The organism is Sphingomonas sp. 179-A 2A2 NHS, assembly GCF_045371305.1.
Classification (GTDB): Bacteria; Pseudomonadota; Alphaproteobacteria; order Sphingomonadales; family Sphingomonadaceae; genus Sphingomonas.
The window spans coordinates 204,798-222,674 of the sequence record NZ_JBIQDE010000005.1; the positions used below are offsets into that span (position 1 = coordinate 204,798).

Genomic DNA, 17,877 nt, shown 5'->3' on the forward strand with positions numbered 1-17,877 from the left:
CCGTCGCGGCACGGGCGCGCCATATCGCGTTTCCAGTTGCAACCGACCTAAGTCGGTCTCATTAGCGTACCGAAACGTCAAATCCTTAGGCGGAGAGGCTCACATGCAAAGCTACCTGAAGCACTATATCGATGGCGCCTGGGTCGACAGCGACGGCGGCACCCGGCACCAGGTGATCGATCCGGCGACCGAGCAGCCCTGCACCGAGATCACGCTCGGCTCGGCGGCGGACGTCGACAAGGCGGTCGCTGCCGCGAAGAAGGCGTTCAAGACCTGGTCGCAGACCAGCGTCGACGAGCGCGCCGCGATCCTCGAAAAAGTGATCGCACTCTACAAGAAGCGCATTCCCGATCTCGCCGCCGCCACCAGCCGCGAAATGGGCGCGCCGATCTCCTTCGCCAGCATGGCGCAGGCCCCCGCCGGCCTCGGCCACTTCATGGGCACGCTCGCCGCGCTGAAGGAATTCAGCTTCTCCGAAACCGCCGCCAAGGGCGCGCGCGTGGTTCATGAGCCGATCGGAGTCGTCGCCATGATCACGCCGTGGAACTGGCCGCTCAACCAGATCTGCGCCAAGGTCGCGCCGGCGCTCGCCGCCGGCAACACGATGATCCTGAAGCCGTCGGAAGAAGCGCCGTCGAATGCGATGATCCTGGCCGAGATCCTCGAGGAAGCCGGCGTTCCCGCAGGCGTCTTCAACCTCGTCAATGGTGACGGCCCGACGGTCGGCGCGGCGCTTTCGGCGCACAAGGACGTCGACATGGTCAGCTTCACCGGCTCCACCCGCGCCGGCATCGCCGTCGCGACGGCCGCCGCCGCGACGGTCAAGCGCGTCCACCAGGAACTCGGCGGCAAGGCCCCGAATGTGGTGCTCGAGGGCGCGAAGCTCGGCGAAGTGCTGCCGCCGACGCTCGCCGGCGTCATCGCCAACACCGGCCAGAGCTGCATCGCGCCCACCCGCCTCCTCGTCCACAAGAGCCAGGTCGGCGAGGCTGAGGAAGTCGTGAAGGCGATCATGGAAGCGACGCAGGTCGACAGCCCCGAGAAGGAAGGCGCGCACATCGGCCCGGTCGTCAACAAGGCGCAGTTCGAGAAGATCCAGGGGCTGATTCAGTCCGCGCTCGACGAAGGCGCCCGCCTCGTCACTGGCGGCGTCGGCCGTCCGGACGGCCGCAACGCCGGTTACTACGTAAAGCCGACCGTGCTCGCGGACGTGACGCCGGACATGCGCATCTATCGCGAGGAAACGTTCGGACCGGTCGCAACGATCACCACCTATGGCGACACCGACGAAGCGGTCGAGATGGCGAACGACACCGAATACGGCCTGTCGGCGACGATCTCGGGCGATCCGGCGGAAGCCGCGAAGATCGCCGGCAAGCTGCGTGCCGGCCTCGTCACGATCAACGCCTGGGGGCCGAACGGAGCGACGCCGTTCGGCGGCTACAAGTCGTCGGGGAACGGCCGTGAAGGCGGCAAGTGGGGCCTCACCGATTTCATGGAAGTGAAGACCATCATCGGCGAACCCGCCTGAGCCGGAACTAATGAACGGGCGCCCCACGCAAGGGCGCCCGTCTTTCATGGGAGAGAAGATATGATCGTCACCGTGCTATATCCGAACCACGAAGGCGCCAAGTTCGACGGCGCCTATTACAAGGCGACCCATGCCGAGCTCGCCAAGGCGATCTGGAATCCCGATCGCGTCGAACTGATCGAGGGCGTGGCCCCCGGCGGCGGCACCCCGCCATATGCGCTCATCGCGCACTTCCACTTCGCGTCGCCCGAAGCGATGGGCCAGGCCATGGCCAACCCGCGCATGGGCGAGCTTCAGGCGGACGTGGCGAACTTCACCGACATCACGCCGGCGATCATGATCGGCAAGCCGCTCTGATCCCGCTCCTCCGCGCGGGAGGACGCATTATTTAGATATTCCGTCACCCCGGGCTCGAACCGGGGTGACTTGCCCCAATCACAAACGATCGTGTTGAGCCTGTCGAAGCAGGTGCCCCACGCGCGCGCGTTTCAACGCCGGTGAGCGGGTCTTACGCCAGCGGCCAGAAGAAGATGATCAGCGGCGTCCCGACCGCCACCACGATCAGCGACAAAGGCGCGCCAAGCCGCGCATAATCCCCGAAGCGATAGCCGCCCGGCCCCATCACCAGCGTGTTGCACTGGTGCCCGATCGGGGTCAGGAAATCGCATCCCGCGCCCACCGCGGTCGCCATCAGGAACGCTTCGGGGCGATAGCCAAGATCACTGGCAAAGGTCGCCGCGATCGGTGCCATCACCAGCACCGTCGCCGCATTGTTCAGGAACGGCGTCACCGCCATCGCTGCCGCCAGGATCAGCGCCACCGCGCCCCAGCCGGGCAGCGTCTGTGCCACCTGCGCCAGCCATGTCGCGATCACGTCCGAGGCCCCGGTCGTGCGCAGCGTATCCGATACCGGGATCAGCGCGCCCAGCATGATCAGGATCGGCCATTCGATATGGTCGTACGCATCGCGCAGCGGCAGCGCGCCGATTGCGAGGATTGTGCCCGCCGCCGCGAAGAACGCCACCGCCACCGGCACCAGCCCCAGCGCCGTCGCGCTCATCGCGACACCGAGGATCGCCACCGCCAGCCAGCCCTTGCGCGACGTGCCGAGCCGCATCTCGCGCTCCGCGAGCGGCAGGCAGCCAAGATCGCGCAGTCGCTCGGGCAACAGGCCGAGTGGCCCCTGAAGCACCACCACGTCGCCCGCACGCAGCACGGTATTGGCCAGCCGCCGCGACAGCCGCTCGCCCCCGCGAGAAATCGCGATCAGGTTGATGCCGTACAGCGTCTGCAGCCGGATTCGCCCCGCCGTCTGCCCGACGAGGATTGAACCGATGTTGATCACCGCTTCGATCACGCCCGTCTCGTCACCGGCCGATCCTTCCGGCGCCAGCCGGTCCGCGCCTTCCAGCTTCAGCCGGTCGCGCGCGATCACGCGCTCCAGCGCGTCGGGCTCGCCGGCCAGGATCAGCACGTCGTCCTCGTGCAGCACGTCATCACGGTGCGGCGCGCTGCGCATCTCGGCGCGCAGGATCTGCGTGATGGTGATTTCCTGCTCGTGCCGCTCCAGGAACTCACCCACCGTCTCGCCGACCGCCGGCGATCCCTCGGAAACGACGACTTCGGTGACATAGCCGGTGATGTCGAGCGCCTCGCCCATCGTCGGCGCCGCGCGCCGGTCGGCCGGGATCAGGCGATAGGCAACGGCAAGATACAGCAGCCCGATCAGCAGCAGGCACGCGCCCACCGGCGTATAATCGAACATGCCGAACGGATGCCCGGTCATCTGCTCGCGCACCCGGCTGACGATGATGTTGGGTGACGTGCCGACCAGCGTCATCAGCCCGCCCAGCAGCGAGGCGGTCGCCATCGGCATCAGGAACACGGAGGGGCTCGCATTGCTCCTGCGCGCCATCTGGAACGCCGCCGGCATCAGCATCGCCAGCGCGCCGATGTTCTTGACCAGCGCACTCGCCACGCCGACCGATCCCGTCAGCACCAGCAGTTGCCCACGCACGCTGCGCACCCGCCGCGAGATGCCGCGCAACGCCCGCTCGATCACGCCCGATCTTTGCACCGCGCCCGAGATCACCAGCGCCGATCCGACGATGATGACGATATCGTCGGAAAAGCCCTTGAACGCCTCCTCTGGCTTGACGATGCCAAGCGCCAGCGCCGCGAGCAACGCCAGGATCGCCACCACGTCGTAGCGAAAGCGCCCCCAGATGAAGAGCGCCATCATCCCCGCCAACGTGGCGAGGGAGAGATATTGCGGCAGCGTCATCGGTCCCCGGCGATGGCGTTGAAGATGAAGCGGAAACGGCGCGCAGGGCGTTCGGTTGCGTGGACCGGTACGATATCGTATATACACGGATATACGGAGGTCGCGATGGGTGTCATAGAAGGAAAGATCTTCAAGAGCGGCAATAGCGCCGCGATACGCTTGCCCAAAGAGCTTGGCGCCGAGATCGGGATGGGCGTGTTGCTCGAGCGCGTCGGCAACAAGATCGAGGTCACGCTCAAGAACGATCCCGCCGAGGAGAAGAAGCGCATCGCCGCACTTGCCACTACGCTTCAGGATATCTGGTCCGATGCCCCGCTGCGTCGGGAACGCGGCCAGCGCGATCCGGTTGAAATCCCGGCCCGTGCTGCGACGTGAACGGGTTCCTGCTCGACAGCGACGCGGCGATTCACCTGCGCGATGGGACGGCGGGCGTCAGCCAGCGCCTGGTAACCCTCGGTGTCATCCCCCACCTGTCACTCATCACCCGGATTGAACTGGAAGGTGGCGTCGTCGCCGTGCCTGCACTTCGGGAGCATCGTCGCGCCGCGCTCGACCGTCTTCTGGCGACGTTGCCTACGCTGCCGGTCGATGACAAGGTGGCGGCGCAATATCGGACGATCGTCGAGGCTCTTGGCTATTCCCGTCGGCAGGTGCTTGATCGGCTGATCGCTGCCACGGCGATAGTGCATCAGCTCAGGCTCATCACGATGAACGCCGATGATTTTCGCGTTATTCCCGGCCTGAGCCTCGAAGTGTGGCAGGCAGTATAACCCGGGTTCCGGCTTGATCCTCCGCCGCGTCCGGCGAGCCTTCCGCGTCCTCAATAATCCCGCGAAATCCGGACGTTCGCGCTTTGCCGCCCCAACGTGGAGATGCTCGAGAGCAGCGACAGCCAGCGCGTCACCTGGAACTCGACGCGAGTCGCGGAATAGCCCTGCCCGTCGGTCACGATCTCCGCGTACAGCCGCCGGGTCACGTACTTGCCCGCCGCGATCGACGTTCCCTGTCCGGTCTGCGGATCGGCCGGCAGGATGCGCAGGCGATCGAGGCCCGCGGCACGGCGCACCGCGTTGATCGGATTGAGCCCACCGTTCCCGTCCCGCAGTGCCGCCACCGCCGCGGCCAGCTGCAGCGCCTCAGGCGCCGACAGGTTGGTGATCGACGTGCCGAACAGCAATCGGGACAACAGCTCGTCCGCCGGCAACGCAGGCACGCTGGTGAAGGTGATCTCAGGCTTCAGCGCCACGCCCGTCACCCGGATCGAGGCGTTCAGGCCGGTGGTGTCGGCATTCGCCTCGATGTCGAGCGCCGGATTGGCCGGCACTTCGCCGGCGAAGCGGATCACGCCGCGCACCAGCTCGAACTCGCGGCCGGCGAACTCGTAATCGCCGCGGATCAGGTCCGCGCGCCCGGTGATCGCCGGATTGTCCGGCGCGCCGCCGATCGCCAGGTCGGCGGACCATTCGCTCGTCAGCCCCAGCCCGCTGACCAGCAGCTGGTCGGAGGCACGCGCATGGATGTCGAGCCGCCACGGCGTGGGCGGCCGCGCCAGCTCCTCGCCCGTGTCGATGCGGTTGATCTCGCGCACGTTGAGCCGCGGCACTGCGCTCGCCGCGGTCGCCTGCCCCAGCCGGTACCGGCTCTGGTCAAGCCGAACCGCGCCCGAGATCAGCCCGCCGCGCCCGCTCGACTGGAACCGCAGCGGCCCCGTCACGGTTGCACCAATATCGTCGCGGTTGATCATCACTGCCTTGTCGGCGTTCAGCGTCAGGTCCAGCCCTACGCCCTCTTCAGCACCGAAGTTGAACCGGCCGGTGCCGCTCACGCGCCCGCCGCGCCCGGCATCCGCGCTGAACTGCTCGATCGCGAGCCGCGATCCGGCGAAGCGGCCCGCCGCCTGAACGTTGGTCAGGATCGTGCCCGTCGTTGCGCTCTCGATCCGCGCCCCGTTCGCGCGCACCGCGCCCCGGATCGTCGGGCTCGCCACCGTTCCGCTTACGTCGGCAGCGATCGACACCGGGCCGGACAGGTCGAACATCTCCTGCCGGCTTAATCGCCAGATCGTATCGGCCGGCCCGTCGTAGCGCATTTGCGCAAACAACCCGGCGCGCGCCACCCGCGTCGCAAGATCCCCCTCGCCCAGCCGCAGCAGCGCCTGCGCACGTCCCACCGTTTTGCCCCCCGAAGCGACGATCGCGCGGATCCCGGCCTTGTCGGCCGTCAGCACGCCGGCGATCCCCATGTCGATCGGGGCGGAGGACAGGAGCAGCCCCGACCGCGTCAGCCCGCGCACCGTCATGTCGATCCGGCCCGTCGGCGCCCCGCCCGCGCTGCTCGTGTAGCTGAGCTTGCCCGATGCCGTGCCGCCAAGGCCAAGCCCGGGTTGCCCGATGTCGAGCACGGCAAGCGGCATCCGCGCCAGCGCTGCGTCGATCGTATTGCCATCGGGGGCGAACCGGCCGGATATCATCGCCTCGCCGCCCGCAAAGGCAAGCTTCGTCGCGGCCAGGCGCCACGCCTCGCCGTCGCGCGTCAGCACCGCCGGCGTCTCCAGGCGCAGCGGGCGGCGATCGACCGTCCCCTCCGCCGCGATGCGATAGCTGTCGGGCGCGACGTCGATCACGCTCTGGATCGCGAATGCGCGCCCGCGAGATCCGGCGATATTCGCCCGCACCTGCCCCTCGCCCCCGCGCAGCCGCACGGTCGCGTTGAACCGTGCCAGGCTCAGCGCCCCGCGCCGCAGCCCGAGACCGCTCACGCTCCCCTCGACCGACGTGCCCGTCGGATCGAGCAGCGCCACCATGTCGAGCCGCCCCTGCCGGACCGTCACGGCGTCCGCCAGCGTCGCATCGCGCACGCCAAGCCGGGCGGCGATCCGCTGGATGTCGCCGACCGGGTTCAGCAGCACCTCGCCATCGATCCCGCCGCCGGAGACCGCCAGCCGCCCGGCAAAGCCACCCTCGACGATGTCGATCGTGCCCGCCGCCCGCGTTCCGCTCACGTCCAGCCGCGCCACCGCGATCTGCGCCTGTCCGCCGCGTGGCAGCAGGATCTCGCCCGCACCGTCAAACGGCCCGAGCCGGGAGGTGCCAGCCGCACCAAAGGCGAAGCCGCTCGCCGTGGGATCGAGGTGCAACCGCACGTCGCGCAGCCCCATCGCCTCGTTCGGGCGCTGGAAGCGAAGGTCCATTTTCGGCCGCTCGATCGGCCCGTCCAGCGTCAGCGTCACCGGCCCATAGCTCGCCTGCCGCCCGCCGCCCTCGAAGTGGAAGGTGCCGTCGCGCCGCCGGTATCCGTTGCCGGTTAACCGGATCGACGGCCCGGTCAGCACCAGGTTGCGGAAGTGGAGGATGCCGTCGGGCGTCCGCTCCAGCCCGGTCACGATTCGCGGCAGCCCGCCGGCCAGGCTGCGGAAGAAGGCATTGTCCAGCCGCACCATCTGCGCCGTCCCGCTGCCCACCACGCGCGTGCCACGCCCGCCTGGCCCGGGCACGACGCGCAGCCGCGAGGTCACGTCGACGACGCCCAGCCCCGGGATCAGATACCGCCCCAGCACGCCGTTCAGCCCGACCTGATATTCCCCGGTGCGCAGGTCCAGCACCAGCCCGATCCGTCCCGTCAGCTTGTCGGAGCGCAGGCGAAGGTCGTCTCCGGTCACCATGCGCGACGTGACGCGCAGCACGCCATCCACCGACAGGTTGCGCAGGATGCCGCCCGCGACATCGCCCACCCCGGTCACGCGCGCTGCGGTCAGGCGCACTGGCAGCAGCACCGGCGGCGGCGACAGCCGCCCCTTGCCTGCCGCCCGCGCCATCTCGAACCCGGTATTGTCGAACGCCACGCGCGGCGCCGTGATGCGATAGTCGAAAGCGGCGGTCGCAAACGGCCCGTCCAGCACCGCACGCAGCTCCACGTTGCGCCCGCTCATGTTCGGGAAGAGCGCCGCGGGCCGCAGCAGCTGCGCGCGCAGCCGAAGGTTGCGCCACGCGCCGGCGCCCAGATCCGCCGTGCCGTCCGCCTCCACCGCCAACGCTGCCGAGCGCAGCGACAGATTGCCCTCGAGCCGGCGGTTTGCCAGCGTCGCGCCGCCGTTCACCGCCACGCTCGGGCTGGTCAGCCGCTGCAGCTTGCCCTTGGTCAGCGTCCTGGGCGCGATCATGCCGGTCAGCGTATAGGCGCCCGCGCGGTTGCCCAGCGCCAGGTCGATCACTCGCACCCCGCCCGCCAGCGCCACCGCCCGCCCCTGCCACGCAGTCCAACGCCCCGCGCCGCCGACGTCCAGTGACAGCGGCTGGCGAATGCCCACCGTGCGCGCCAGCAGCCCCTGCGCCGCGCCCCGCGCCCGGACGTCGATGTCGAACCGGTCGCGATCGGGCGCGGCATCGATCTTCAATTCCAGCCGGTCGCTGCCCTCGACGAGCGCGCTCAGCTCCACCAGCGCCTTGCCGCCCCGGATATCCGCGCGCCCGTTCACCCGGCCGTAGCGGGTGCGCCCGGTCACCTGCTTCGCCACCACCAGCCGCTCGACCGAAAGCCGCCCGATGACAATGTCGAAATCGGGCAGGATCGGCCCCTGCCGCCCGGTCGGCCGCGTGCGCGGCCATTTCGCCAGCGTCGCCACCGGCACGACGAGCGATCGGATCTCCAGCCGCCCGGAAAGCCAGGCGAACGGCCGCCAGTCGAGGTCCGCGCGCGGCGCGACGAACACCAGCCCCTCGGGATCGTGCACCCGCACGTCGCGCAGCACCGCCGCGCCGTACAGCGATCCGTCGATCCGCCCGACGGTGAAGCGCAGGCCGTTCGCCGGCCGCGCCTTGTTGATCCGCTCGGCCACCCAGCGATGGCCGACATCGGTATCGACGATCCACAGGCTCGCGGCGAGGATCGCCACCACCAACAGCAGGCCGCCGAGCACCCAGCGCCACACGGTGCGCATCAGAACGCCTGTCCGAGCGAGACGTACACCGCGAGCCGCGAGTCGCCGGGCTGCGGGTTCAGCGGCGTGCCCACGTCGACGCGGATCGGCCCGAAGCTGCTGTAATAGCGCACGCCGACGCCCGCGCCGTAGCGGAGCCCCGAAAAGTCCGGCAGCGGCCGGGTGTAGATGTTGCCCGCGTCGAAGAACGGCACCACGCCGAAATTGCCGAACGCCTTCACCCGCGCCTCGATCGCGAATTCGGCCAGGCTGCGCCCGCCGATCGGATCGTTGTTCGGATCGCGCGGCCCGATCGATTGGTAGCCGTAGCCGCGCACCGATGCGCCGCCGCCGGCATAGAAGCGCCGCGACGGCGCGATCGCGTCGCGCGGCGCGCCGACAATCGTGCCCAGCCGCACCCGCCCGGCCAGCACCACCCCGCCGACCGACTTGTACGCGCTCGCATCCACCTGCGTGCGGGCATAACCGAAGGCCGATCCCTGAAGCGACAGTTCGGGGCTCAGCCGCCCGCCCAGCCGGAAGCCGCGCGTCGGATTGAGCAGATCGTCGGACCCGTCGTAGATCAGGCTGCTCGGCGCGGCGGCGATGAAAAAGGTGCGCCGCCGCGGCTCGCCGGTCGATACGATCACGTCGCGCTCGTCGGATGTCAGCAGCTCCGCGCCCAGCGACCAGGTCCAGGCCTTCTGGAAGAAGATGTTGGTCTGCCGCTCGAGGCTGCCGGACAGCGTGAAGGTGCGCGCCTCATAAGCGTCGCGCCGCGTATGCGCGGCTGCGATCTGCCCCGTCAGCACCCGGTCGCGCCCACGGAAGTTGTTGCGGCGATAGGTCACCGCGCCAAGCTGCTCCTGCGTGCCCAGCACCGCGCGCAGCGTCAGGGCGCCTTCGGGCGGGAACAGGTTGCGATGCGTCCAGCTCGCCTCGACGCGCGCGCCTTCACCGGTGCCATAGCCGATCTCGCCCGCGATGGTGCGCGGCGGCGCCGGTTCCAGCCGGACGTCGATGTCGACCGTCCCCGGGGTCGTCCCCGGCACCGGCTTCACTTCCGCAACCGAGACGAGGCCGGTCTGGATCAGTGCGCGGCGCAGATCGTCGAGCCTCGGCGCATAATAAAGGTCGCCCGGATCGAACCGCGCGATCTCCTGCACGTGCTTCGCGTCGAACACATGGTTGTCGGCATTGGTGCGGATCGCACCGAACACCCGCGACGTGCCTGGATCGAGCGCCAGGTCCAGCGTCGCCGTCTGCGTCTCATGGTCGATCGTCACCACCGGCTCGCCGATCTTGGCGAAGGGGAAGCCCTGCGCCCCCACCTCGGCGCGCAGCCGCGCCTCGGCCTCGGCGATCGTGTCGGCGTTGACCAGCTGGTCGGGCGCCACGCCGAACGCCCGGCGCAGGTCGTCGGCCTTGTCCCCCGCCGCGGCGACGCCCTCGATCGTCACGTCCTTCAGCCGGTAGATCGCGCCCGGCTCCGCCTCCAGCACCACCTGCAGCCGCCCGTCGCCGGGCTCGACGCGGGTCTGCACGCGCGCATCATAATAGCCTTCGCCGCGCAGCAGCGTCAGGAGCAGCTCGGAATCCTCACGCGCGCGCCGGTCGAGCTGCGCCGCATTGGCCGGCTCCCCGTCATGCTGGTCCAGCACCGACAAATCGGCGAAGCGCTGGCGCAGCAGCGGCGTCGAGGCAGCGCCAAGGCCGTCGATCCGCCAGTTGTAGCGAGTCTCGCCAATCGTCGCCGCGCTGCGCGGGTCAGCGCTCGCGGGCTCGGGCGTCAGCTCCGGCCAGGCGACGCCGATGTCGGGCATGTCCGCCAGTGGCGCGCTCGGGTCCAGCGCCGGCTCTGCGACAGGCGCACTCGCCTGTTGCGCCGCGGCGGGTAACGCGGCGAGGAACGCGACCAGACCTGCCGCGCCGATCGGCGCGCCCCGCCCAAACATGGCAATTCCCTAGGGAAAGCTGCGACACGCGGCAATGGCGCCGCGCGATCAATGCACCGCGCCGACGGGGGCGTCGGTCGCAAGCCAGTCGATCAGCCGCTCGATCTGACGCCAGTGGCAGAAATGGATGTAGTTGCCACGGCTGCGGCTGGCGTCCGCGCGCGCTGCGGCGGCATCGGCGGCGGCATCGCCATGGATCTCGATCAGCGATGCGGCATCGGCGACCGCGCCGCGCCCGGCGAGGTAGAGGATCTTGGGCAAGGGCGACCTTCTCGGTGTGTTCGGGGGCGGCGGTGTTCTCCCGCCTTCGCTCGCCGCTCTACCGGTACACTTCCCTAGGCTCGGTGAACGGCGACGGTTAACGCGCGGGCAGTAGCGTCGCGCCGCGCGACGTGCGAAGGGCGCCGCCATCATGACCGATCCCGCACCCCGGCCGGCCAACGCCGGCGGCTTCATCATCGCCGCATCTTTGCTGCTCGGCACGATCATCGGCCTTGTCTTCGGCCAGCCCTCGATCGGCTTCCTCGCCGGTCTTGCCTTCGGCAGTGTTGTCGCGATCATCCTTTGGCAGAAAGACCGCACGCGCGGCAGCTGACGGCATGCTCGTCTTCGTCCCGCGCGCCGTCGGGGGACATGCCCCAGACGCCGCCAGCGCCTAGGGCGCGCGCAGCAACAGCTTCACCCGCCCGATCACGGTCACCTCGCCGGCGGCGCACGTGATCGGCGCATAATCCGGATTGTCGCTCGCCAGCACGATCCGCGCGCCCTCGCGCCGCAGCCGCTTCACCAGCAGCTCGTCCCCCCGCCGCACCACGTGAATCGCGCCCGCTGACAGCCGCACGTCACTGCAATCCACCAGCAAGCGATCGCCCGCCAGCATGCCCGGGGCCATCGAATCGCCTACCACGTCGATGATCGATGCACTGTCCGGGCTGACGCCGGCGTCACGCAGCATCCGCGCGGTGAAATGCTCCGCCCGCACCACGCGCTCCTCCCCCGGTGCCGCGCCGCGCCCGGCCGAGGCGGCAACCGACAGATACGGCACCGCCACCTCCGCCTCGCGCGCCGGCCCGCCGAGCAGCGCCTCGTCAACGCCCAGGAACTGCGCGAGCGTCGCCCGGTCGCGCTCCGCCAGCTGCCGCGGCGTCCCGCGCCGCACGAATTGCTGCAGATAGGCAAGGTTGCGACCGATCAGCCGCGACAGTTCGGACAGACTCACGCCGCGCGCCACCGCCAGTTGTTCCAGGGTCTCGCCGACAGTTCGCATCGCTCGATCATAGCCTAGGATTTTTCCTAGACAAGTTGGAGAAGTTGCAGGAACAAAATGGGAACAGCGAATCGGAGGATGCCATGTCCCTGTTGGTCGAGATTGACCGTTACCTGCGCCGAACGGGCGTTGCTCCCACCACCTTCGGGCGCCGCGCGGTCAACGATCCGCGCCTCGTGCTCGACATGCGCGCGGGCCGCATGCCCGGCGCGCACGTCCGCGCGCGGGTCGAGGCCTTGTTGCGTGGGGCGGAATGATGCGCGGCCCCTGCCCCACCATCCTGCTCGGCCGTGCGCTCACCGCCTCGGCCGCGCTGGCCGGCACGCCGATCGAGATCACGGCTGACGAGACCACCGCGTGGCACAGCGCCACGTTCAGCGGCGCGCGTCACGCGATCGAGATGCGGGCGCCAGTGGCCGCCCGATCGTGGCTGGAGACGGTCGGCGACATCGACGTGTCGCTACCCGGGCATTTGCTGGCGGAACTGTCGGTCACCCGCCGCAGCGAAAGCGCCGGAATGCTTCACGTCCGGATCGAGGCGCTGACGGTGGTCGGCGCTTGAATCCGGTCAGCCGCGCGCCATCCGCCGCAGCATGACGAGCGTATCGTCGAGGCTCGCCGGCTGCTCCGCGGCCGCCGGCGGCTCCGGCTCCGCCGGCATCTGAGGCGTCGCGGGCGCCGCCTTCTTGCGCCGCGCCCCGCGCTCGAGACGCTCGAGCAGGCTGGCCAGGCTCTCGTCCGCCGGCTCGGGCTGCGCCTGACCTGTTTCCGCGCGCGGCGCCGTCACCGGTGGAACGTCCGCCATCGGCTCCGGCAGCGGTTCGGGCGCGGCGACGGCCTCAGCCACAGCCACAGCCTCAGCCTCAGCCTCAGCCTCAGCCTCAGCCTCAGCCTCAGCCTCAGCCTCAACCTCAACCTCAACCTCAACCTCAACCTCAACCTCAACCTCAACCTCAACCGGGATGATCGGCGGCGATTCGAACTCAGCCAAAGGGGTTTCTTCGATCTCTTCCACCGGCGCCGGCTCCGCATGCGCAATGGGTCCCGGCACCATCTCCTGCACCGGTGGCGCCGGGGCGAGCTGTGGCACCGACCGCACCGGTTCGCGCGGCACGTCGGGCACCGAGATCGGGTCGAACGCGGCCAGCGGCTGGTCGAGATCCGCCGGCAACGGCTGCTCCAGTTCCGGCACGCCGCGCGTGACGGACACCGTCACCATCGGCAGCGGCGGGCCCAGGTCTTCGGCGGCGCGGATCGGCCGGCGCGGATTGGCATCGGGATGCGCATCCGCCCGCCGTACCACCGGCGCGCTTTCGGACAGTAGCTCCGCCGTCACCCGGCGGCCGCGAGCCGGCGCGGGCCGGCGCCCACCCCAATACAGCACCGCTGCCAGCGCCAGGAACGGTGCCATCGCCACTAGCGCCAGCAGCGTTCGCCCGGTCACCCCGATCGGCGGCGTCGCCGCGTGCAGCAATTGCGGCAGCGACAGGCGCCACATCGCCAAGTCGAGGTCGACCTGCGGCATGGCGGCGACCAGTGCGGCGACGATCACGCCGGCCGCGATCATGATCGCGGCACCGATCCGCCGCACCACGTCTGCATCTCGTTGCTTCGCGCTCATCGACCACCTTTTTCCCGAGCAGCCAACAGCCGCTGGTAAACCGGTTCGTAGCGCGAAATATTTGACGACCAGTTACGCTCGCGCTCGACGAACGCCCGCGCCCGCGCCCGCCGCGCGTCCCATTCATCCCGGTCCGCAAGCAGCCCGGCCAGCGCCGTGGCGATCGCGGCCGGATCGTCCGCCGCAAACAACGTCCCCGTTTCGCCATCGCGGATCAGCTCGCGATGGCCGCCGACATCCGATGCCGCCACCAGCCGCCCCTGCGCCATCGCCTCCAGCGGCTTCAGCGGCGTCACCAGATCGGTCAGCCGCATCCGCTTCCTGGGATAGGCCAGCACGTCGACCAGGCTGTAATAGCGCTCCACCTCCTGGTGCGGCACGCGCCCGACGAAGCGGATGCGCGCCGCCGCCGGGGACGCCGCGGCCTGCGCGCGCAGGCTTGCTTCCATCGGCCCGCCGCCGACCAGGATCAGCTGCGCCCCGGGCCGCCGCGCGATCAGCGCCGGCATCGCGGCGATCAGATCGTCCAGCCCTTCGTAATCGTAGAAGCTGCCGATGAAGCCGATCACCTCGCCGTCCAGCCCAAGTTCTGCCGCCAGCGCATCGTCGCGCGCCGGCGGATCGCCGAACATGCCCATGTCGACGCCATTGGGGGATACCATGATGCGGTCCTCGGCCACGCCGCGCGCGATCAGGTCCTGCTTCAGCCCCTCGCAGATCACCGCCACCGCGTCCGCCCGCGCCACTGCCCAGCTCTCCAGCGCGCGAGTCGCACGGTACCGCGCCGATCCCTCGCGTCCCGTCCCGTTGCCCACCGCGGCATCCTCCCAGAAGGCGCGGATCTCGTAGAGGAACGGCAGCTTCAACCGGCGTACCACCGGCAACGCGGCCAGCGCGTCCAGCACCGGCGAATGGGCGTGGATGATGTCCGGGCGGAAATCCTTGGCGACGGCCGCGATGCGCCGCGAAAAGGCCGCGATCTCCGCTGCTTCGCCGAGCGGCGCGGGCAGCTGAAGCGCGCGGGGTGTGCGGTGGAAATCGATCCCGTCGACCGCCTCGTGCGCCGGCGCATCGTGATGATAGCGCGCGCCCGTCACCGCCGCGACGTCCCAGCCGCGCGCCAGCTGCGCCTTGATGATGGCGCGCGTGCGAAACGTGTAACCGCTCTGCAGCGGCAGGCCGTGGTCGAGAACGTGGAGGATGCGCATCGCTGCCCAGATGGCACAGCCGCGCTTAACGGCGAGTCAAAATCAGGCGCCGGCGATCCCGCTGGCCACCCGCCTAAGGTGCGGCGGAGGAGACATGCCCCTCCGCCGCTACCGGTCAGTTGCTGTCCGAATCGTCGTCATCGTCCACGACGAGCACGATGCCGCCGATCACGATCGCCGCTGCCAGCACCGCCGGCACCCACGTCCCGGCTGCCGCCTTGCTCGCCTTGCCGACCGGCGCACCAGCGCGCGCCTGCGTCAGGGAAAGCTTGGACGCGGCCGGCGCGGTCGCCGCAGGTGCGGCGGTCGCGGCGACCGGCGCGGCGACAAGCGCGCTGGCTGCAAGACCGGCAAGAAGTTTTGAGATCATAAGACGTCTCCCGTAGTGTGTCAGCGCACGCACGGGCGCGGCGCGGGTCACCAACGTCTTTGGTTCCGTGAAAGTCCCATCCGTTCCACGATTTGGCAAGATCTGCGGCATTTCTGCAACGCCCCTGATCTTCCGCGCCGGGTTCGTTTACGGCGCGTCAACTGCCCGCCATTACCCTGCCGCCAACCTCGGGACGAACGGCGCCGCTGCGATGATCGATAATTTCGCCCTCGGGCTCAGCCACGGGCTCATGCTGCTCGCCGCGTTCCTGCTTCTGCGCCGCGACGATCTCGACGAGGAGACGTCGCCTGCCGAAACACCGCGCAGGCCCGCGGAGACCGAAGCACCGGCCAAGCAAAGGTTCGGCTGGCGTGCGTGATTTCGCCTTCATCGGTTTCCTGCTGGCGCTGTTCGGGCTCGGCTTCCGCCGGCCGTTCCTGTTCGTCCTCACCTATGTCTACATCGACATCGTCTCGCCCCAGCGGCTGACCTATTATCTGCTCAACAGCGTGCCCATTTCCGCGGTCGCCGCCGGCCTTGCCGTGCTCGGCTGGCTGGTGATGGACGACAAGCGCGATTCGCGCTTCGCCCCGCGCCAGGGGCTGATCCTCCTGCTGCTGATCTATTGCGGCATCACCACCCGCACCGCTGATTTCCCGATCGACGCCGCCGGCAAATGGGAATGGGTGTGGAAGAACCTCGCCTTTGCCGTCTTCCTCCCGCTCACCTTGCGCACGAAGCTGCGGATCGAGGCGCTGCTGCTGTTCATTGTCCTCTCGGCCAGTTCGATCATCATCGTCGGCGGGATCAAGACGCTCGCCTCGGGCGGCGGCTATGGCGAACTGAACCTCATGGTCGCCAATAATTCCGGCCTCTACGAAGGCTCGATCATCTCCGCGGTGGCGATCTCGCTCATCCCGATCATCCTGTGGTTCGGCCGCTACGGCACGATCTTCCCGCCGGACTGGAAGGTGTGGCTGTTCGTCGGCGCGCTCGTCTTCGCCTGCCTGCTGATTCCGGTCGGCACCTCGGCGCGCACCGGCCTCCTGTGCATCGGCCTCCTCGCCGTGCTGATGCTGCGCGAGGTGAAGCGGCGCATGCTGTATATCGCTGCGCTGGCATTGATCGGCGTCGCCGCCGTCCCCTTCCTCCCCAGCGCGTTCAGCGAGCGGATGGGCACGATCAAGACGTACAAGGCCGACGAATCCGCCTCCACCCGGATCGCGGTGTGGAAATGGACCTGGGACTACGCCAAGACCCATCCGTTCGGCGGCGGGTTCGAGGCGTACCGTCAGAACCAGATCCGCTACGATACCGTCCATGTCGAAGGCGAAGGCGCCGCCACCACGGTCAAGCGCAACCTCACCGTCGACAAGAGCCGCGCCTATCATTCCAGCTATTTCGAGATGCTCGGCGAACAGGGCTTCCCGGGGCTGGCGCTCTGGCTGCTGATCAACGTCATCGGCGTCATCCGGATGGAAGTGCTCCGCCGCCGCTACAAGGCGGGCGAATTCGCCTGGGCCGGCAGCCTCGCCGGCGCGCTGCAGCACGCGCATCTCATCTATCTGCTCGGCGGGGCGTTCGTCGGCATCGCCTTCCAGTCGTTCCTCTACATGCTGCTCGGCGCGCAGATCGGCCTCGACACCTATCTCGCCCGCCGCGCCAGGGAGACGAGCTGGCGCCCGATGCGCCGCGAGCGCGCCGCCCCGGCAGCAGCTACCGGCTAAGCCCCCGCCTTGCCGCCGCATGGCCGGTGCGCGACAAGGCCGCCATGCCGCGTGACGATCCCGCCATCACGCTTCTGCCGCTGACGCTGCAGGATCTCGCGCCCGCGCTCGCCATCCAGGCGCAGGCCTATCCTGCCTTCCTGGTCGAGGACGAGGCCGCCTTCGCCAGCCGGATCACGCTCTCCCGGTCCCATTGCTTCGCCGCGAAGCGCGACGGCCAGCTCGTCGGTTATATCCTCGCCCACGCCTGGCCCCGCCAGTCGCCGCCCGCGGTCGGCGCGGTCCTCTCGGACGGCGAGCCCGCCGAGGTCCTCTACATCCACGATCTCGCGATTGCCGCGGCCGGCCGTGGTATTGATCTCGGGCGCCGCCTCGTCAGGCGCGCCTTCGACGCCGCTTCGCTCGACGGGCTGGGCCGCGCGGAGCTGATCGCCGTAGAGGGCGCCGCTGCCTATTGGCGCACGCTCGGCTTCCACGAGGAATCGCCGACGGCCGGGCTTGCCGCCAAGCTCGCCACCTACGGCGCCGACGCCCGCTGGATGGTCCGCGCCATTACGAAACCTTGATCGCAACCCTCCGGCGTTCCCTTGGTTGATCCGGGTGACGCAAGCGAGAAGAGGCAAGGATGAACCAGCAGTCGAGCGGCAAGCCCGGTGACACCCCGAGCGCCGGCAATCAGGCGCGCGATCCCCGGCAGGACGCAGGCCAGGACGAATCGATCACCCGCCGCCTCGAAGAGGATCCGGAGGACATCGACGCGCGGCTCGACAATGCGCTCGACGAGACGATGGACGCGAGCGACCCGCCCGAGATGACTCAGCCCGGCGGCCGCCACGAACCGCCGCCAAGCTCCGGGTTCCAGGACGAGGACTGACGAGCGCAAAAAGCAGGCGGGGCAGCTAATTTGCCCCGCGGCCTTTCAGTTTCGCCCGGAAGTCCTATCTAGGGGTTGCTGAACGTCGCCTGCGACGGATGATGACGAGCCGTCTCGGCTCCACA

The 17,877-nt window shown here is 69.3% G+C and carries 19 protein-coding genes; 11 read left to right on the top strand and 8 right to left on the bottom strand.

Features of this window, described 5'->3' with window-relative positions; genetic code table 11:
• Nucleotides 1–103: 103 nt before the first annotated feature.
• Both ACH0AE_RS12905 and ACH0AE_RS12910 read left to right on the top strand, forming a co-directional pair.
• Complete coding sequence (locus ACH0AE_RS12905) at nt 104–1,531, top strand: aldehyde dehydrogenase family protein (protein WP_294442999.1); 1,428 nt, start codon at nt 104–106, stop codon at nt 1,529–1,531.
• A 60-nt stretch (nt 1,532–1,591) separates the two neighbouring features.
• Nucleotides 1,592–1,888: an EthD family reductase gene (locus ACH0AE_RS12910; RefSeq protein ID WP_294442998.1), complete on the top strand. Its 297-nt coding sequence runs from the start codon at nt 1,592–1,594 to the stop codon at nt 1,886–1,888.
• Between the two features lie 151 nt (nt 1,889–2,039).
• Here the strand turns inward: ACH0AE_RS12910 and ACH0AE_RS12915 are convergent, their stop codons facing one another.
• Nucleotides 2,040–3,815, bottom strand: a complete 1,776-nt coding sequence (locus ACH0AE_RS12915; RefSeq protein WP_294442997.1) for an SLC13 family permease — start codon at nt 3,813–3,815, stop codon at nt 2,040–2,042.
• Between the two features lie 105 nt (nt 3,816–3,920).
• Between ACH0AE_RS12915 and ACH0AE_RS12920 the strand changes: the two genes are divergently transcribed.
• A complete protein-coding gene (locus ACH0AE_RS12920; RefSeq protein ID WP_294442996.1) occupies nt 3,921–4,190 on the top strand; it encodes an AbrB/MazE/SpoVT family DNA-binding domain-containing protein in 270 nt (89 codons plus the stop codon).
• On the top strand, nt 4,187–4,585 hold the full coding sequence (locus ACH0AE_RS12925) for a PIN domain-containing protein (RefSeq protein ID WP_294442995.1): 399 nt from the start codon (nt 4,187–4,189) through the stop codon (nt 4,583–4,585). Before ACH0AE_RS12920 ends, ACH0AE_RS12925 begins: the two co-directional genes overlap by 4 nt.
• 50 nt (nt 4,586–4,635) lie before the next feature.
• On the opposite strand, the gene ACH0AE_RS12930 is transcribed toward ACH0AE_RS12925, so the two are convergent.
• From ACH0AE_RS12930 to ACH0AE_RS12940, 3 genes are read right to left on the bottom strand one after another with little or no spacing between them, the layout of a single operon-like run.
• Complete coding sequence (locus tag ACH0AE_RS12930) at nt 4,636–8,751, bottom strand: translocation/assembly module TamB domain-containing protein (RefSeq protein WP_294442994.1); 4,116 nt, start codon at nt 8,749–8,751, stop codon at nt 4,636–4,638.
• Nucleotides 8,751–10,685: an autotransporter assembly complex family protein gene (locus tag ACH0AE_RS12935; RefSeq protein ID WP_294442993.1), complete on the bottom strand. Its 1,935-nt coding sequence runs from the start codon at nt 10,683–10,685 to the stop codon at nt 8,751–8,753. The genes ACH0AE_RS12930 and ACH0AE_RS12935 overlap by 1 nt, the downstream gene beginning before the upstream one ends.
• Nucleotides 10,686–10,733: 48 nt before the next feature.
• Complete coding sequence (locus tag ACH0AE_RS12940) at nt 10,734–10,946, bottom strand: hypothetical protein (RefSeq protein ID WP_294442992.1); 213 nt, start codon at nt 10,944–10,946, stop codon at nt 10,734–10,736.
• Between the two features lie 151 nt (nt 10,947–11,097).
• Between ACH0AE_RS12940 and ACH0AE_RS12945 the strand changes: the two genes are divergently transcribed.
• Entirely contained in the window at nt 11,098–11,280 is a 183-nt protein-coding gene (locus ACH0AE_RS12945; protein WP_294442991.1) for a hypothetical protein, read from the top strand.
• Between the two features lie 60 nt (nt 11,281–11,340).
• Here the strand turns inward: ACH0AE_RS12945 and ACH0AE_RS12950 are convergent, their stop codons facing one another.
• The gene (locus tag ACH0AE_RS12950) at nt 11,341–11,952 is read right to left on the bottom strand and encodes a S24 family peptidase (RefSeq protein WP_294442990.1); all 612 of its coding nucleotides are present in this window, start codon (nt 11,950–11,952) and stop codon (nt 11,341–11,343) included.
• Nucleotides 11,953–12,035: 83 nt separating this feature from the next.
• Here ACH0AE_RS12950 and ACH0AE_RS12955 point away from each other — a divergent pair, with 83 nt between their 5' ends.
• Nucleotides 12,036–12,209 carry a hypothetical protein gene (locus tag ACH0AE_RS12955; RefSeq protein WP_406875785.1) on the top strand — a complete coding sequence of 58 codons (174 nt, stop codon included), beginning with the start codon at nt 12,036–12,038 and terminating at the stop codon, nt 12,207–12,209.
• A complete protein-coding gene (locus tag ACH0AE_RS12960; RefSeq protein ID WP_294442989.1) occupies nt 12,209–12,514 on the top strand; it encodes a hypothetical protein in 306 nt (101 codons plus the stop codon). Before ACH0AE_RS12955 ends, ACH0AE_RS12960 begins: the two co-directional genes overlap by 1 nt.
• 6 nt (nt 12,515–12,520) lie before the next feature.
• On the opposite strand, the gene ACH0AE_RS12965 is transcribed toward ACH0AE_RS12960, so the two are convergent.
• The 3 genes from ACH0AE_RS12965 to ACH0AE_RS12975 all read right to left on the bottom strand — a co-directional run bounded on the left by ACH0AE_RS12965 (nt 12,521) and on the right by ACH0AE_RS12975 (nt 15,151).
• Complete coding sequence (locus tag ACH0AE_RS12965) at nt 12,521–13,573, bottom strand: hypothetical protein (protein ID WP_406875786.1); 1,053 nt, start codon at nt 13,571–13,573, stop codon at nt 12,521–12,523.
• Nucleotides 13,570–14,781 (bottom strand): TIGR04063 family PEP-CTERM/XrtA system glycosyltransferase, encoded by a 1,212-nt coding sequence (locus tag ACH0AE_RS12970; RefSeq protein WP_294445000.1) that lies wholly within the window; start codon nt 14,779–14,781, stop codon nt 13,570–13,572. Before ACH0AE_RS12970 ends, ACH0AE_RS12965 begins: the two co-directional genes overlap by 4 nt.
• 115 nt (nt 14,782–14,896) lie before the next feature.
• Nucleotides 14,897–15,151: a hypothetical protein gene (locus ACH0AE_RS12975; protein ID WP_294445001.1), complete on the bottom strand. Its 255-nt coding sequence runs from the start codon at nt 15,149–15,151 to the stop codon at nt 14,897–14,899.
• 211 nt (nt 15,152–15,362) lie between these two features.
• On the opposite strand from ACH0AE_RS12975, the gene ACH0AE_RS12980 reads away from it, so the two are divergent.
• From ACH0AE_RS12980 to ACH0AE_RS12995, 4 genes are read left to right on the top strand one after another with little or no spacing between them, the layout of a single operon-like run.
• Nucleotides 15,363–15,530, top strand: a complete 168-nt coding sequence (locus tag ACH0AE_RS12980; protein ID WP_294445002.1) for a hypothetical protein — start codon at nt 15,363–15,365, stop codon at nt 15,528–15,530.
• Complete coding sequence (locus ACH0AE_RS12985; RefSeq protein ID WP_294445004.1) at nt 15,523–16,878, top strand: putative O-glycosylation ligase, exosortase A system-associated; 1,356 nt, start codon at nt 15,523–15,525, stop codon at nt 16,876–16,878. The genes ACH0AE_RS12980 and ACH0AE_RS12985 overlap by 8 nt, the downstream gene beginning before the upstream one ends.
• Before the next feature lie 26 nt (nt 16,879–16,904).
• Nucleotides 16,905–17,444, top strand: coding sequence for a GNAT family N-acetyltransferase (locus ACH0AE_RS12990; protein WP_294445005.1), 540 nt, complete (start codon nt 16,905–16,907; stop codon nt 17,442–17,444).
• Nucleotides 17,445–17,503: 59 nt separating this feature from the next.
• Nucleotides 17,504–17,752, top strand: a complete 249-nt coding sequence (locus tag ACH0AE_RS12995; protein WP_294445006.1) for a hypothetical protein — start codon at nt 17,504–17,506, stop codon at nt 17,750–17,752.
• The last annotated feature ends 125 nt before the right edge of the window (nt 17,753–17,877 follow it).